Origin of the sequence: Streptomyces sp. YIM 98790 (assembly GCF_011421595.1) — a bacterium.
GTDB lineage: Bacteria > Actinomycetota > Actinomycetes > Streptomycetales > Streptomycetaceae > Streptomyces.
Genome location: NZ_WTLH01000048.1, coordinates 18273 through 33990, shown reverse-complemented (window position 1 = coordinate 33990; position 15718 = coordinate 18273). Strand labels below are relative to the sequence as shown.

Below are 15718 nucleotides of genomic sequence, written 5' to 3'. Positions count from 1 at the left end.
CGTGGAGCGGCAGCGGGCCGCCGCGGCCGAGGCGCCCTACGGCTCCGGCGCGGCCCCGTCCGGCGGCGCCGTCGTCGGCGGCGGCAACGGCTACGGCTCGGACTACGGCGGCGGTTACAGCCAGGCGCCCCGGCTGGACTCCCTGGAGGAGAAGCTGGCCCGCATTGAGCGTCAGTTCGGCTGAGGCCGACGGCACCCGCATCTCNCGGCAACGGCTACGGCTCGGACTACGGCGGCGGTTACAGCCAGGCGCCCCGGCTGGACTCCCTGGAGGAGAAGCTGGCCCGCATTGAGCGTCAGTTCGGCTGAGGCCGACGGCACCCGCATCTCGTATCGCGCATCCTTCAGGGCGGCGGCCCGGCAGCACCCCGTGCGGGGTGGCCGGGCCGCCGCCCTGTGTGTGCCCGGACGGACGGGCGGCGGCGTGGCCGGACGGGCCCGTCAGCGGCGGGCGGGGGTCTCCCCGAGGACGCCCTCCAGGGTGAGCAGGCGGCGCTTGCGCTCGGTGCCGCCGGCGTAGCCGGTCAGCGAACCGCCGGTACCGATCACCCGGTGGCAGGGGCGGACCACGGTGAGCGGGTTGCGGCCGACCGCCCCGCCCACCGCGCGGGCGGAGCGGGCCGGCAGGCCGGCCGTGGCGGCCAGTTCCGCGTAGCTGACCGTGCTGCCGTAGGGGATGGTGTCCAGCGCGGCCCACACCCGCCGCTGGAAGTCGGTGCCGGTGACGGCGGAGTACAGCGCGAACTCCTTGAGCTCACCGGCGAAGTAGGCGTCAAGCTGCTCGGCGGCGGCGCGGAATCCGGTGCCGTCGCGCCGCCATCCGGGGTGGACGGCCGGGGCGTGGCGCTGGCCGGTGAAGTACACGCCCGCCAGCAGGCCGGGCTCGGGGCCGGTGAGCAGCAGTTCGCCGAGCGGGCTGGGGTGCGTGGTGTACCGCAGCGGGACGGTCATGGGCGGGGCTCCTTCGGTGCGGGCGGTCCGGCGGTGACGGCGGCGGCGGTGACAGGGACAGTGGTGACAGTGCCGGCGGGCGCGGCGGCGGGCGGGGGGCCGGCGGGACCGGCGGCGGCGTTCCACAGGTGGTGCACGGCATAGCTGCGCCAGGGGCGCCAGGCGGCGTCCGCCGCCGGTCCGGCGCCGACGGCCGGCAGCGCGTGCCGCACTCCCGCGTCACCGGGCAGGAAGACGTCCGGATCGCCCAGGGCACGCATCCGGATGTAGCCGGCGGTCCACGGGCCGATGCCGCGCAGGGCGAGCAGCGCCCGTTCGGCCTCGTCCCGGCAGGCACCCGGCTCCAGCACCACGCTGCCGTCGGCCAGGGCCGCGCACAGGCCGCGCAGGGCGGCGCGCCGCGAGGCGGGCACCGGGAGTCCGCCGAGTGACGCCCCGGCGAGCGCCCCGGGCTCGGGAAAGAGGTGGGTCAGGCCGCCGTCCGGGCGGGGCAGCGGGGTGCCGTGCGCGGTCACCAGGATGCCCGCGAGGGTACGGGCGGCGGAGACGGTGACCTGCTGGCCCAGCACCGCCCGGACGGCCAGTTCCTCCGGATCGGCGGCGCCGGGTGAGCGCAGGCCGGGGCGGGCGGCGGCGAGCGGGCCGAGCACCGGGTCGGCGGCGAGGCGCTCGGTCACCGCCCAGGGGTCGGCGTCGAGGTCGAACAGGCGCCGGGTGCGCTGCACGGCGGTGGTCAGGTCCCGGAGGTCGGAGAGTGCGAGCCGGCAGTCCAGCCAGCCGCCGCCGGGCGAGGTGCGCTCGTCGACCTCGGTCACGCCCCAGCCGTGCGGCAGCCGCAGGGTGCGGCGGTAGGTGCGGGAGCCGGGCTCGCCGGTGATCTCCTCGATCCCGGCGACGGCGCGCCGGGCCAGGAAGCCGAAGATCTCCCGGACCGCACAGGGCCCGCGGTAGGCCAGCCGCAGCCCCACCCGCCCCGGTGCGCCCGCTGCCGGAGACACGGCCCGGGCGGCGGCGGGCGCACCGGCACCGGCGGGCGTGGTGCGGGCGGCGGGTTCGCGGCGCAGTTCGCGAGGGGTGCGGGCGTAGATCTCACGGATCGTGTCGTTGAACTGGCGGACGCTGGAGAAGCCGGAGGCGAAGGCGATCTCGGTGACCGGCAGCCCCGTGGTCTGCAGCAGTACCCGCGCGGTGTGCGCCCGCTGGGCACGGGCCAGCGCGACGGCGCTCGCGCCCAGCTCGGCGGTGAGCTGACGCTGCACCTGCCGGGTGCTGTAGCCGAGCCGCCGGGCGAGTCCCGCGACACCCTCGCGGTCCACCACGCCGTCGGCGATCATCCGCATGGCCCGGCCCACGGCGTCGGCCCGGACGTTCCACTCCGCCGAGCCGGGCACCGCGTCCGGGCGGCAGCGGCGGCAGGCCCGGAAGCCGGCGGCCTGCGCCGCCGCGGCCGAGGGCCGGAACCGCACGTTCTCCCGTCTGGGGGTGCGTGCCGGGCAGCTCGGGCGGCAGTAGATGCCGGTGCTGAGCACGCAGGTGAAGAATACGCCGTCGAACCGCTGGTCCCGGCTGCGTACCGCCTCGTACCTGGCATTGTCGTCCATCACGCGGTCGAGTCTGGCAGCTTCCGCAGGACGGGACTGGCGGTTATCGGACACGGCGGTGACCGGTTCACGGCCCGGCGGCCCGTCCGGGCCGGAAAACCGACCGCCGGTGGCCAGCGGGGTGTCGTGGGCGGCGATTCCGGGTGTCACGCGGCCGCACTCCCCCTGGGGGCCGCGCGCCGCCCGGCCCGGCAGGGACCGGGCCGGGCGGCGGCGGGGAGAAGCGGGCCGTACCGGCCGGTGTCAGGCGGCGACCGGAACCTCGCGGCGGGCGGGTTCCAGGGCGAGCTCCAGCACCTGGCGGACATCGGTGACCGGGTGGACGTCGAGCGTCTGGAGCACCTCCTCCGGCACGTCGTCCAGGTCCGGCTCGTTCCGCCTGGGAATGATCACCGTGCTGATCCCGGCGCGGTGCGCGGCCAGCAGCTTCTGCTTGACGCCGCCGATCGGCAGCACCCGTCCGGTCAGCGAGACCTCACCGGTCATCGCCACGTCCGGCCGCACCTGGCGTCCGCTGAGCAGCGAGGCCAGTGCGGTGATCATGGTGATGCCCGCGCTCGGGCCGTCCTTGGGCACCGCACCCGCCGGGACGTGCAGGTGGATGCCGCGCTCCTTCAGGTCACCGACCGGCAGTTCCAGTTCGGCGCCGCGCGAGCGCAGGTAGGACAGGGCGATCTGGCCGGACTCCTTCATCACCTCGCCCAGCTGGCCGGTGAGGGTCAGCCCGGCGGCGCCGGTCTCCGGATCGGCCAGGGAGGCCTCGACGAAGAGCACGTCCCCGCCGGTGCCGGTGACCGCCAGCCCGGTGGACACGCCGGGGACGGCGGTGCGGCGCTCGGCCGGGTCCTGGGCCGCCTCGGGCACGAAGCGGGGCCGGCCCAGCAGATCGCGCAGGCTCTCCTCGGTGACGGTGAAGGGAAGCTGCTGCTCGCCGAGTTCGCTGCGGGCCGCGACCTTGCGCAGCACCCGGGCGATGGCGCGCTCCAGGGAACGCACCCCTGCCTCGCGGGTGTACTCGGCGGCCAGCTTGCGCAGTGCCGCCTCCTCGATCCGCACCTCGGGCTCACCGGTCCCGGCCGCGGCACCGGCACCGTCGCCGCCGCCGTCGCCGTCCTCGGCGGCCGGGCCGGCCGGGCCGGCCAGGCCGGCGCGGCGGAGCTGGCGGGGCAGCAGGTGGTCGCGGGCGATGGCGACCTTCTCGTCCTCGGTGTAGCCGTCCAGCCGGACCAGTTCCATGCGGTCCAGCAGCGGCTGCGGAATGGTCTCCATGGCGTTGGCGGTGGCCAGGAAGACCACGTCGCTCAGGTCCAGCTCCACCTCCAGGTAGTGGTCCCGGAAGGTGTGGTTCTGGGCCGGGTCGAGGACCTCCAGCAGGGCCGCGGCCGGGTCGCCGCGGAAGTCGCTGCCGACCTTGTCGATCTCGTCCAGCAGCACCACCGGGTTCATGGACCCGGCCTCCTTGACGGCCCGCACGATGCGGCCGGGCAGGGCGCCGACGTAGGTGCGGCGGTGGCCGCGGATCTCGGCCTCGTCCCGCACCCCGCCGAGTGCCACCCGGACGAACCTGCGGCCCATGGCGCGGGCCACGCTCTCGCCGAGACTGGTCTTGCCGACGCCCGGCGGGCCGACCAGGGCCAGCACCGCGCCGCCGTCGCGCCGCGCACCGCTGCCGTCGTCCGCGGCCAGGCCGCGTTCGGCGCGGCGCTTGCGCACCGCCAGGTACTCGATGATCCGGTCCTTGACGTCCTCCAGGCCGGCGTGGTCGGCGTCCAGCACCGCCTTCGCTGCGGTGATGTCGTAGGCGTCCTCGGTGGTGGTGTTCCAGGGCAGTTCCAGGACGGTGTCCAGCCAGGTGCGGATCCAGCCGCTCTCGGGGGACTGCTCGGAGGACCGCTCCAGCTTGTCGACCTCCTTGAGCGCGGCCTCGCGCACCTTCTCCGGAAGGCCGGCGGCCTCCACCCGGGCCCGGTAGTCCTCGCGGTCGTCGGCGGGCTCGCCGTTCAGTTCGGCCAGTTCCTTGCGGACCGCTTCGAGCTGCCGGCGCAGCAGGAACTCGCGCTGCTGCTTCTCCACGCCGTCCTGGACGTCCTTGGCGATGGTCTCGGCGACGTCCTGCTCGGCGAGGTGCTCCTTGAGCTGGTCGGTGGCCAGGCGGAGCCGCTCGGCCGGGTCGGTGGTCTCCAGCAGCTTCAGCCGCTGGGCCAGGGAGAGGAACGGCGAATAGCCGGCGTTGTCGGCGAGCAGGCCGATGTCGTCGATCTGCTGCACGCGGTCGACGACCTGCCAGGCGCCGCGCTTGCGCAGCCAGTCGGTGGCCAGGGCCTTGTACTCCTTGGCCAGTTCCGCCAGGGCGCCGGGCAGCGGGTCGGGGACGGTCTCCTCGATGACCGTGCCCTGCACCCACAGGGCGGCTCCAGGGCCGGTGGTGCCGGTGCCGATGCGGACCCGGCGCAGGCCGCGGACCAGGGCACCGGGGTCGCCCCCGGCCAGCCGTCCGACCTGTTCGACGCGGGCCAGCACGCCGGTCTCCGGGTAGCTGCCGTCCACCCGGGGGACGAGCAGGACCTCGGGCTTGCGGGCCGGTCCGGCGGCGGCCTGCGCCGCCTCCACGGCGGCGCGGACCTCACGGTCGGACAGCTCCAGGGAGACCACCATGCCGGGCAGTACCACTTCGCCGTCGAGTGGCAGCACCGGCAGGGTGAGTGCAGTGTGCGAAACAGCCATGACCACTCCATCCGCAGCTAACTTGAGTCTGACCTACTCAATGCGGACGGGTGTGCGGATGTTCCCCGCCCTCCGGGCTGTTCGCTCACAGCGATCACAGCGCTCCGCCCCGGAGCGGCGCGGCGGCGCGGCGGCGCGGCGACCCCGGGCGGGCCCGGCGCCCGTCCGGTACCGGCAGGGACACCGGACGGGACCGGCCGGGCCGCCGCGCCGCCGGGCCGCTGACCCGGCGGGCCCGGGGGCGTCAGCGCGGGCGGGGACCGTACTTCTGTTGCGCGGCGTGCTTGCCCACGGCGGCCCGCAGCTTCCCCTCACGGCGCTGCTCGGCACGGAGCCGGGCATCGGTGCGGGCTGCCAGGTAGGCGTTCTCCCGGAGGAGCTTGCGGTAGCTCTCCAGCCGCCGTTCGGTGAGCGTGCCGTCCGCCACCGCCGCCAGCACCGCGCAGCCCGGCTCGGTGCGGTGCGCGCAGTCCGTGAAGCGGCAGCCCCCGGACAGTTCCTCGATGTCGGCGAAGGTCCGGCCCACGCCGTCCTCGGCGTCCCACAGGCCCACACCGCGCAGCCCGGGAGTGTCGATCAGCACCCCGCCGCCGGGAAGCGGCAGCAGATCGCGGGTCGTGGTGGTGTGCCGGCCGCGGCCGTCCGCGGTGCGCACCTCCTGCACCCGCTGGGCCTCCTCCCCGGTGCGGCCGGTGAGCGCGTTGACCAGGGTGGACTTCCCGGCGCCGGAGACGCCGATCAGCACCGAGGTGACACCGGCCAGCGCGGCGGCCAGTTCCGGCACGCCCTCGCCGGTCAGCGCGCTGACCGTGAACACGTCCGAGCCCGGGGCCAGGGAGCGGGCCTCGGCGTGCAGATGGCGGGCGTCCGCGGCCAGGTCGGCCTTGGTCAGCACCACCACGGGCTGGGCGCCGCCGGCCCAGGCCAGCGAGACGAAGCGTTCCAGGCGCCCGGGCACCAGGTCCTCGCCGAGCGAGACCGCGACCAGGGCCAGGTCGACATTGGCGGCCAGCACCTGGCCGTGCGAGCTCTTGCTGGAACCGGAGCGCAGAAAGGCGGTACGGCGGGGCAGCAGGGTGCGCACCGACCAGCCGGCGCCGGGCGCCGCCGGGACGGCGCCGTCCAGGACGGCCCAGTCACCGGTGCAGGCGATGCGGGTCGGATCGGCGCCGCCGGCCCGCCAGGCGGCGCGGACCAGGCCGTGCTCGGTGATCACCTCGCAGACGGCGCGGTGCATGCGGACGATCCGGCCGGGCAGCACGCCCTCGTCGGCATAGGGGGCGAAGGCGTCGGCGGCGTACTCGTCCCAGCCGTACGGCCGGAGCGGATGCGAGGCACCCGAGGAGTGCGAGGGAGACGAGGCAGAGGAGGAAGAAGAGGAAGAAGAGGCAGAGGAGGAAGAGGACGGTGCGTGGGAGTGCTGCGTCACGGGGTGAACCCTTCGGTGAGGGCGGCCCCGGCGGGCGGGCGGACACGCGCCGCCGACGGCACAGCGGATGCCGGAGGGGGCGCGGCGGCTCAGCCGTGGGCCGCGGAGATCAGGAGCGGGATGCGGCGGGCGCGGATGCGGCCACCGGCGACTGGCGCGATGACGGCATGCGCGGGGAAGGCGACGGCCATGACTCCCACCCCCTCACGTCCTTCTCCGTGGTCATTCCCTCGGTCCGGTACCGGACGGGAAGAGAGTAGGCGGCCCCTGCCGCCCCGGCAATCGGTTTTCCCGGGCGGCGGAGGTCCCGGCTTTCGGTGCGAAGCGGGACGTAGCACCCTATAAGTAGCGACCGGGAGGTGAGCATGATGAACGCTGTCGTGGGATGGCACATCGAGATGGAGTTCAACGAGATCGGTTCGGAGACCCGCGCCGCGGCGCTGCTCCGGCTGCCCGACGGCCGGGAACTGCGGGCGCACGGACATGCGGACCGGCACCCCGACGACCCGGACCAGCCCCGGGTGGGCGAGGAGATCGCGGCCGCCAGGCTCCTCAACGACCTGGCACAGCAGCTCCTGCACAAGGCGGAGAGCGAGATAGAAGAGGTCACCCACACGCCCGCGCACGTCCGGGTGTGACGGGACACCGGCGCTGGGCACGCACACGGGCGGGGCGCCGCCGGAAGAACCGGCCGGCGCCCCCGCCCGTGTGCGTGTGCGTGTCCGCCCGCCGGCCGCCCGCTAGATCGCCGCGCGGATCTCCTCCAGGGCGCGCCGGGTCCCGGTCGCCGGGATGGACTTGACCACCACCTGGTTCATGACGTGCCGGTACCGCTCCACCTCACCGGGCTTGTCCAGGTAGTGGCCGCCCATGGCGTGCTCCATGAAGACCACGTCCGGCAGTTCGCCGCCGGGCAGCCGGAGCACGGTCAGCGAGCCGTTCAGCGCCGGGTGCCCGCCCGCCGAGAACGGCATGATCTGCACGGTGACGTGCGGCAGTTCGGAGACCTCGATCAGCCGGTCAAGCTGGGCGCGCATCACCTTCGGCCCGCCCATGACGCGGCGCAGCGCCGCCTCGTCGATCACCGCCCACAGCCGCGGCGGCGCACCGCCCTCCAGCACCTCCTGCCGCCGCATGCGCAGCTCCAGGCGCCGCTCGGTGCGGCCCTGGTGTCCGCCGTCCGGCCCGAGCCGGAGCAGGGTGCGGGCGTAGTCCTCGGTCTGCAGCAGCCCGGGCACGAACTGGAGCTGGTAGCTGCGGATCACCTCGGCCGACTGCTCCAGGCCCAGGTACTGGTGCAGGTGGCGGGGCACCACGTCGTGGTAGGCGTGCCACCAGCCGGGCCGGTTGGACTGGGCGGCGAGCGCGACCAGCGTGGCGCGGTCGGCCGCCTCGGTGACGCCGTAGAGGGTCAGCAGATCCTCCACGTCCCGGATCTTGAAGCCGGTGCGGCCCATCTCCAGCCGGCTGATCTTGGAGTGCGAGGCACGGATCACCTCGCCGGCCTCCTCGCAGGTGACCCCGCAGGTCTCGCGGAGGCGGCGCAGCTGCGCGCCGAGCACCATCCGCGGCACGGTGGGGCCGGGCGGGGCGGCGGTGCCGTGCGGCGGGGACATGGTCCGGGCGGCCTGCGGCGCGCTCATGACTTGCGCCCCACTCCGCCGTAGGCGTGCACGTCGCCGGGCGGGAAGGGGCTCGGTTCCGGCCGCCAGTCCGGGCAGGAGACCACACCGGGGTCGACGACCGACAGTCCGCCGAAGAACGTGGCCACCCGCTCGGGGCTGCGCAGGTGGTAGACCACCTGGCCGCCCTCGTTGTGCCGGCGCTGCGCCTCGTTGAGCACCGGGTCGGTGTCCACCCCGTCGCAGACCAGCAGATAGCTGCCGGAGGGCACCCGGGCCATCAGCCGGGCGACCAGATCCCGGGACTCCTCGTCCCCCAGGTGGCCGAGGATGCCGCACAGGATGACCGCGATCGGCCGGTCGAAGTCCAGCGTGCGGGCGGCGGCCTCCAGCACCTTCCCGGCATCGGCCACATCGGCGTCGATGTAGTCGGTGCGGCCCTCGGGCGTGCTGGTCAGCAGGGCCCGTGCGTGCGCCAGCACCAGCGGGTCGTTGTCCACGTAGACGATCCGGGACTCCGGGGCCACCCGCTGGGCGATCTCATGGGTGTTGTCCACGGTGGGCAGCCCGGCGCCGAGATCCAGGAACTGCCGCACACCGGCCTCGCCGGCCAGGTAGCGCACGGCGCGGGCCAGGAAGTGCCGGAACGCGCGGGCGTTGTCCGCGATCGCCGGGAAGGCGGTGCTGAACTGGTCGCCCACCACACGGTCGACCTCGTAGTTGTCCTTGCCGCCGAGCCAGTAGTTCCATATCCGGGCGGAGTGCGGAACGGTGTTGTCGATGTCCGGCAGGGGTCTCTCGTCTGCCGAGGGCGCGTCATCGGTCACGGGGGTCTCCTGGTGAGTCCGGCAGGTGGGGCTCTGCGGGCTGAGTACCGCTCACCCCTCGCGGCCGGCCCGGGCCGGCTGTCGCGCGGCTCACCGACAAGCGACTTGTGGCAGGGGGCAGTTGACAGCGGCATGGGCGGCAGTGTTCCCAGCCTACATTCCGTCCACCGCAGCGGCCAGATTACGACCGGATGTCAAGCTGTGGACCGCTCCGTCCGGTTGCGCCCCGGCCGCTCCCCGCCGGGCCCGCCGTCGCCCGTACGGCCTCCGCCCCGCCGCCGCGCCCTGGCCTCCCCGCGCCGCCGCTTGCGGGCGGCGCGCAGCTGGGCGCCCAGCTCGGCGGGCCGCAGCGAGCGGGCCATCCGCTGCGCCACGCGGGCCAGGTCCTGGGTGAAGTCCGGGGCGGCGGCGCCGGCCTTCTCGGCCCGGGTGCGGCGCTCCTCCACGGCCTCCAGCATCGCCCTTGCCGCGGCCTCCCGGGCGCGCTCGGTCCGGGCACGGGCGGCGGCGATGGTGGCGGTCGGCCAGACCCGGTCCACGGCGGCGTTCAGCGCGGCACCCACCAGCACCGCGAAGGCGGACACGCCCAGCCAGAGCAGGATCGCCACCGGCACCGCCAGCGAGCCGTACATGCTCTGGCCCTCCACCGCGGTCCGCAGATAGACGCGCAGCGCGTAGGCGCAGGCCGCCCAGATGGCCAGCGCCACCAGCGCGCCGGGGATGTCCTCCCGCCAGGGCGAGCGGACCGGCACGGACAGGTGGTAGAGGGTGGTGAGGAAGCCGACGCAGATCAGCAGCACCAGCGGCCAGTACAGGACGCGCAGCGGGTCCTCCAGGGCCGGCAGCACCCGGCCGGCCAGGTCCGGGCCCACCACCAGGGCGGGCACCACCAGCGCGCCCGCCACCAGGGCGACGACGTACAGCGAGAACGCCAGCAGCCGGGTGACGGCCGGGTTGCGGTAGCCGTCCAGGCCGTACATCACGGTGATGGTGCCGATGAAGACGTTGACCGCCCGGGAGCCGGACCACAGCGCCAGCAGGAAGCCGAAGGACATCACATCGGGGCGGGCTCCCTGGGTGAGGTCGTCGATCAGCGGGCGCACCACCTCCTGCACCCCGCGGTCGGAGAGCAGGGCGTCGGCGCCTTCCAGGATCTGGCCGCGGACGGTCTCCAGGATGTCGGTGCCGGCCACCGCGTCCAGGCTGCTGACCAGGCCCACCATCCCGAGCAGCAGCGGTGGCAGGGAGAGCAGGGTGAAGAACGCCGCCTCGGCGGCCAGCCCGATGATGCGGTGCTCGGCACAGGAGATGGCGGTGTCCTTGGTGAGCAGCCACAGCAGCTTGCGCTTGGGGAGGTCGCGGTAGAGGACGCGCTCCGGGCGGCCGTCGTCGTCCTCGGCCGGCCCGGCCTCACCGGCGTCGTCCCCCTCGCGTTCCGGGGATGGCTCATGGGCGTGCACGCGCATAACGTATCGACATGTCTCTCCCTCCGCTCCACGGCACCGCCACGCACGAGGTCACCAATCAGCCCCCGCCCCTGGCGGACTACGACGCCTTCGCCTCCGACACCGCCCTGCGGGAGGGCGTCACCCACTGGCTCGGCGCCGGTGGACAGCCCGGGGGACGGCCGGCGGAAGGCGCCGCGGAGGTGCTGTCCGGGCTGTCGGAGCTGGGGCGGGCGGCCGGCTCCGCCGAGGCCCAGGAGTGGGGACGGCTGGCCAACGCGTACCCGCCGGTGCTCCGCACCCACGACCGGTACGGCCACCGCATCGACGAGGTGGAGTTCCACCCGGCCTGGCACCGGCTGCTGGAGCGGGCGGTCACGGCCGGGCTCACCGACGCGGAGTCCGGGCCGCACGGGCAGCTGCGGCGCTCCGCCGGGTTCTTCCTGTGGTCCCAGGCGGAGGCCGGGCACGGCTGCCCGGTCTCCATGACGCACGCCGCCGTGCCGGCGCTGCGCGCCGAACCGGACCTGTCCGCCCGGTACGGCCCGCTGCTGACCTCGCGCGGCTACTCCCCGGGCCTGACCACCCCGCCCGCGGCCAAGCCCGGCATCCTCGCCGGGATGGGCATGACCGAGAAGCAGGGCGGCTCGGACGTGCGGGCCAACACCACCCGGGCGGAACCGCTGGCCGAGGACGGCACCTACGCCCTCACCGGCCACAAGTGGTTCTGCTCGGCCCCGATGTGCGACCTGTTCCTGGTGCTGGCCCAGGCCCCGGAGGGCCTGACCTGCTTCCTGGTGCCGAGGGTGCTGGAGGACGGCAGCCGCAACGCCTTCCGCCTCCAGCGGCTCAAGGACAAGCTGGGCAACCGCTCCAACGCCTCCGCCGAGATCGAGTTCGACGGCACCACCTGGGCCCGCCGGGTCGGCCCGGAGGGGCGCGGGGTGGCCACCATCATCGAAATGGTCGCCGCCACCCGGCTGGACTGCGTGACCGGCTCGGCGGCGGTGATGCGCCAGGCGGTCGCCCAGGCGGTGCACCACTGCACCCACCGGCGGGCCTTCGGCAGCCCGCTGGCCGGCCAGCCGCTGATGCGCAACGTGCTGGCCGACCTGGCGCTGGAGTCGGAGGCCGCGACCGCCCTGATGCTGCGGCTGGCCGCCGCCTGGGACGGCGCGGCCGCCGGGCGCGCCCAGGACCGGTACCTGCTGCGCCTGGCCCTGCCGGCCGCCAAGTACTGGGTCACCAAGCGCTGCACCCCGCTGGTGGCCGAGGCCCTGGAGTGCCTGGGCGGCAACGGCTATGTCGAGGACTCCGGCATGCCGCGGCTGCTCCGCGAGTCGCCGCTGAACTCCATCTGGGAGGGCTCGGGCAATGTCCAGGCCCTGGACCTGCTGCGCGCGCTGCGGAAGGAGCCGCAGGCGCTGAACGCCTACCTCACCGAGGTCGGGCAGGCCACCGGCGCGGACCACCGCCTGGACACCGCGATCAAGGACCTGCTCGCCCTGCTCTCCGACCTGGACGGCATCGAGAGCCGGGCCCGGCTGCTGGCCGAGCGCTTCGCGCTGGTCCTCCAGGGCGCCCTGCTGGTCCGGCACGCCCCGGCGGAGGTGGCCGACGCCTTCTGCGCCTCCCGGCTGGGCGGCGAGTGGGGCACCGCCTTCGGCACCCTCCCGGCCGGTGCCGGCACCGGGGCGCTGCTGGACCGCGCCCGCCCGGTCAGCCCCTGAGCCGCGCCCAGCTCGGCTCGTCGGCCCAGACCGAGCCGGGGTCGACGTAGGGGCGCAGCAGGGCGGACAGGACGGCGTCGCCTCGGCCGTTGAGCTCGTCCGAGGCGATCTTCCGGGCCGCTCCGGCCAGGAAGTCGGCCAGCTGCACCCGGGGATCGTCCAGCGAGTCCACCAGCACCAGGCTGCCCACTCCGGCGGTCTCGCACAGCCGGGCCACCCGCTCCTGGGTGAGCACGCTCTGCCGGTCGTGGACCAGGGCGACGGGCCGGCCGGGCGCGCTCCAGTGGCGGGCGGTGCTGACCAGGGCGGGCAGCAGCGGGTCCAGGGCCGGGGCGGCGGCGGCCTCCCCGGACAGCCGGGCCCGGAACGCCTCGGCCCGGGCCCGGGACGCGGCGAGCAGCCGCAGCGGCTCGGCGGCCGGGCCGGGGCCGAGGGCGGTGCGCAGCCCCGCCGCCGCCTCCAGGAAGGACGCCACCGGGTCGTCGCCGTTGCTGCGCAGCCGGAGCAGGTCGTTGCTCCGCACCAGGAACCGCCGCCAGCGGCCCGGGGCGGAGGCGGACGCCGCGCGCCCGGCCCGGTAGAGCACCCGGGCCAGGTCCGCCGGGGCGTCGCCGTCCGGCAGCAGGACCTCCGTCACCTTGCCGACCACGAAGAACGCCTTGTCGGTGAGGTGCACCTGGGCGTGGCCGAGCAGCGGGCCGTCCGGGCCGAGCAGCCATTCGAGCACGGGGCGGTGTTTGGCCCGGAGCAGGTGGTTGGCCTTGTACTCCCGCGCGGGGGACCGCACCAGCCGCCGGATCTCCGCGAGCCGGCGGGCCGCCGTCCCGGTGGCGACGGCCACCCCGGCGTGCGCGAACACGTCGGTGTTCCCGCCCATGAGGTTCTCCCCGTCGGACCCGGACTCGTCGCAGGCGATCTCCGGGAACGGTTCCGCCGCGATCGTCCGCACCGGTGTCCTCGCTTCCCGCGCCCGCCGGGTCCGGCTCCCATCATCCGGCCGGCGGGCCGCGTCCCACCACTGCTTTTCCCCCGACGGCGGTCCGGGCGCGGCGGCGCGGCCGGGGTCATGGACGGGAATGCCGGTGGTGACCTGGCCGTACCGCCGCACGTGGCCGGTGAACGCCGGGTTCGGGTACTTCCTGCCGGAGGCGGGCCAGGGCCGCGCCGGCGAACGCCCGCATGCCGCCGGGGGGGGCGGAGCGGGGGGCGAAGTGGGGGGCGAAGTGGGGGCGAAGGCGGCGGATGCATGCACCTTCCCGTTCCCGCCCCGGGGCCACGCCCGGTCAGCGGGGCGCGGTGCCGGGGCCGGAAGAAGCGCCGGGGAGGGGGACGGGAAGGGGGCGGGCCGGGCCGAGCGCGCCGAGGTGCTCCAGCGCGCCGTCGACGGCGGCCGGGGCGGCCGGCAGCAGCGGCAGCCGGACACCCGGGGTGGGGATGCGGCCCTGGGCGTGCAGCACACCCTTGACCACGGCCGGGTTGGGCTCCCGGAACACGGCGGTGGAGAGCCGGGCGAGGGCGTGCCCCAGCGGCCGGGCCCGTTCCGGGTCGCCGTGCCGCCAGGCGGCGGCCAGTTCGGCGAACCGGCCGGTGGCCAGGTGGGCGGAGGACAGGATGCCGCCCGCCGCGCCCAGTGCCAGCAGCGGGGACAGCAGTGCGTCGTCCCCGGCGAGCACGGAGCTGCCGGGCGGGAGGTCACCGAGGAAGGCGACCGTCTCCTCGTCGATGCGTCCGGGCGCCAGCTTGATCCCGGCGATGCCGGGCAGTCCGGCCAGCTCGCGCAGGGCCCGGGCGTCGAGCGGCTGACCGGTGCGGTAGGGGATGTGGTAGACGACCAGGGGCAGCGGGCTGCCCGCGGCCAGGCGGGCGAAGTGCGCCAGGACGCCGGCGGCCGAAGGGCGGGTGAAGTACGGCACCGGCACCAGTGCCGCGAGGGCCTGCGGGACCCGTGCGGCGAGTTCCGCGAGGGCGCGCTCGGTGGCCCGGGTGTCGTTGCCGCCGGTGCCGACGGTCAGCGGCGCGTTCCGCTCCCGGCAGACCCGGGCGCAGATCTCCGTCACCCTCGCCCGCTCCGCCGGTTCCAGGGTGTCGGCCTCGGCGGTGGTGCCGAGTGCGACGATCCCGGTGGCGCCCGCGTCCAGCACGGTGTGGGCCAGTTCCTCCAGGGCGTCCGCCGCGATCTCCCCCTGGGCGGTGAAGGGGGTGACCAGCGGGACGTGGATGCCGTGCAGCCCCGCCCGCACGGCCGCCCCGGCCCGCCGTGCCGAGGGGGCGTTCACCGCCGGGGCGTCGGCCGGCGCGGTGCGCGATGTGGGTGTATGCGTCATGGCTACGAGGGTCGCGGCGGGGGGATGTTCAGGTCCACTTCGCTTTTCCGGTGGCGAGCGTAAGCTGAGCCGATGCTCGATGTCCGGCGGCTTCGCCTGCTGCGGGAGCTGGCCCTGCGCGGCACCATAGCCTCGGTCGCGGAGGCGCTGGCGTTCACCCCCTCGGCGGTCTCCCAGCAGCTCTCCGTCCTGGAGCGGGAGGCCGGGGTGCCGCTGCTGGAGCGCACCGGCCGCCGGGTGGTGCTCACGCCGGCGGGCCGGAACCTGGTGCGCCATGCGGAGGCGGTGCTGGAACGCCTGGAGCAGGCCGCCGCGGAGCTGGCCGGAACCCGCCGGGGCCTGGCCGGCCCGCTGCGGATCGGGACGTTCCCCAGCGCGACCCGGACCATCGTGCTTCCGGCGCTGGCCGGGCTGACCGACCGCCATCCGGGCCTGGAGCCGATGGTGCTGGAGATCGATCCGGCAGCGGTGGGCGGGGCGCTGCGCGCCGGGGAACTGGATCTCGCGCTGGTCCATGCGTACGACTTCGTGCCGGTGCCCGCCGAGCCCGGTCTGGCGGCGGAGCCGCTGTACCAGGAGCCGATGTTCCTGGCCTCGGGTGAGGAGGGCGGGGAGAAGCCGGGGCCGGCTGCCGGGCCGGGCGTCCCGCTGGAGGTCCTGCTGGGGCGGTGGCGGGACTCGCCGTGGATCACGGCCACTTTGGGGACGCTCTGCCATGCGATGACCGTCCGTGCCTGCCAGGCGGCCGGGTTCGCCCCGCGCATCCGGCACCGGGTCGACGATTTCGCCGCCGTGCTGGACCTGGTCGCGGCCGGGCAGGGCGTCGCCCTGGTGCCGCTGCTCGGCGCGGCCGGCGGCCCGCCGCCGGCGGTCACGCTGACCGGGCTGCCGCTGCGCCGCCGGACGCTGATCGCCCACCGCAGCGGCGCCGCCCGGCATCCGGCGGTCACCGCGGCCGTCGCGGCGCTCCGCGCGGCGGTGCCGGGGCCGGTGGTGCCGGGGCCGGTGGTGCGGGGGCCGGTGGTGCGGGGGCACCGGGACCGGCCGGACGCCTGACGTCCGGCG

Annotated in this window: 12 protein-coding genes and 1 pseudogene; 4 read left to right on the top strand and 9 right to left on the bottom strand. The window is 75.5% G+C overall.

Annotated features, from left to right (window positions below):
* A pseudogene (locus tag GQS09_RS11195) lies at positions 1-184 on the top strand (hypothetical protein); the annotation flags it as partial.
* 257 nt (positions 185-441) lie between these two features.
* Here GQS09_RS11195 and GQS09_RS11190 read toward each other — a convergent pair.
* From GQS09_RS11190 to rsgA, 4 genes are all read right to left on the bottom strand, one after another.
* Entirely contained in the window at positions 442-951 is a 510-nt protein-coding gene (locus tag GQS09_RS11190; protein WP_165985872.1) for a methylated-DNA--[protein]-cysteine S-methyltransferase, read from the bottom strand.
* A complete protein-coding gene (locus tag GQS09_RS11185; protein ID WP_165985876.1) occupies positions 948-2552 on the bottom strand; it encodes an AlkA N-terminal domain-containing protein in 1605 nt (534 codons plus the stop codon). Before GQS09_RS11185 ends, GQS09_RS11190 begins: the two co-directional genes overlap by 4 nt.
* A gap of 243 nt (positions 2553-2795) precedes the next feature.
* Positions 2796-5276 carry an endopeptidase La gene (locus tag GQS09_RS11180; RefSeq protein WP_165985871.1) on the bottom strand — a complete coding sequence of 827 codons (2481 nt, stop codon included), beginning with the start codon at positions 5274-5276 and terminating at the stop codon, positions 2796-2798.
* Positions 5277-5520: 244 nt separating this feature from the next.
* Positions 5521-6705, bottom strand: a complete 1185-nt coding sequence (rsgA, locus tag GQS09_RS11175) for a ribosome small subunit-dependent GTPase A (protein ID WP_313896086.1) — start codon at positions 6703-6705, stop codon at positions 5521-5523.
* 365 nt (positions 6706-7070) lie between these two features.
* Here rsgA and GQS09_RS11170 point away from each other — a divergent pair, with 365 nt between their 5' ends.
* Positions 7071-7343: a DUF1876 domain-containing protein gene (locus tag GQS09_RS11170; RefSeq protein WP_165985870.1), complete on the top strand. Its 273-nt coding sequence runs from the start codon at positions 7071-7073 to the stop codon at positions 7341-7343.
* A gap of 102 nt (positions 7344-7445) precedes the next feature.
* Here GQS09_RS11170 and GQS09_RS11165 read toward each other — a convergent pair whose 3' ends face one another.
* The 3 genes from GQS09_RS11165 to GQS09_RS11155 all read right to left on the bottom strand — a co-directional run bounded on the left by GQS09_RS11165 (position 7446) and on the right by GQS09_RS11155 (position 10620).
* On the bottom strand, positions 7446-8348 hold the full coding sequence (locus GQS09_RS11165; protein WP_165985869.1) for a helix-turn-helix transcriptional regulator: 903 nt from the start codon (positions 8346-8348) through the stop codon (positions 7446-7448).
* Positions 8345-9154 (bottom strand): SAM-dependent methyltransferase, encoded by an 810-nt coding sequence (locus tag GQS09_RS11160; RefSeq protein ID WP_165985868.1) that lies wholly within the window; start codon positions 9152-9154, stop codon positions 8345-8347. The genes GQS09_RS11165 and GQS09_RS11160 overlap by 4 nt, the downstream gene beginning before the upstream one ends.
* Positions 9155-9348: 194 nt before the next feature.
* Complete coding sequence (locus GQS09_RS11155; RefSeq protein ID WP_165985867.1) at positions 9349-10620, bottom strand: YihY/virulence factor BrkB family protein; 1272 nt, start codon at positions 10618-10620, stop codon at positions 9349-9351.
* 11 nt (positions 10621-10631) lie between these two features.
* Between GQS09_RS11155 and GQS09_RS11150 the strand changes: the two genes are divergently transcribed.
* A complete protein-coding gene (locus GQS09_RS11150; protein ID WP_165985866.1) occupies positions 10632-12329 on the top strand; it encodes an acyl-CoA dehydrogenase family protein in 1698 nt (565 codons plus the stop codon).
* Here the strand turns inward: GQS09_RS11150 and GQS09_RS11145 are convergent.
* Together GQS09_RS11145 and GQS09_RS11140 are read right to left on the bottom strand one after the other, a co-directional pair.
* Positions 12319-13278 (bottom strand): DUF3800 domain-containing protein, encoded by a 960-nt coding sequence (locus GQS09_RS11145; protein ID WP_165985865.1) that lies wholly within the window; start codon positions 13276-13278, stop codon positions 12319-12321. The two genes, GQS09_RS11150 and GQS09_RS11145, sit on opposite strands and share 11 nt — an antisense overlap.
* A gap of 334 nt (positions 13279-13612) precedes the next feature.
* Positions 13613-14653 carry a dihydrodipicolinate synthase family protein gene (locus GQS09_RS11140; RefSeq protein WP_165985864.1) on the bottom strand — a complete coding sequence of 347 codons (1041 nt, stop codon included), beginning with the start codon at positions 14651-14653 and terminating at the stop codon, positions 13613-13615.
* A gap of 72 nt (positions 14654-14725) precedes the next feature.
* On the opposite strand from GQS09_RS11140, the gene GQS09_RS11135 reads away from it, so the two are divergent.
* The gene (locus GQS09_RS11135; protein WP_165985863.1) at positions 14726-15709 is read left to right on the top strand and encodes a LysR family transcriptional regulator; all 984 of its coding nucleotides are present in this window, start codon (positions 14726-14728) and stop codon (positions 15707-15709) included.
* Positions 15710-15718: the final 9 nt, after the last annotated feature.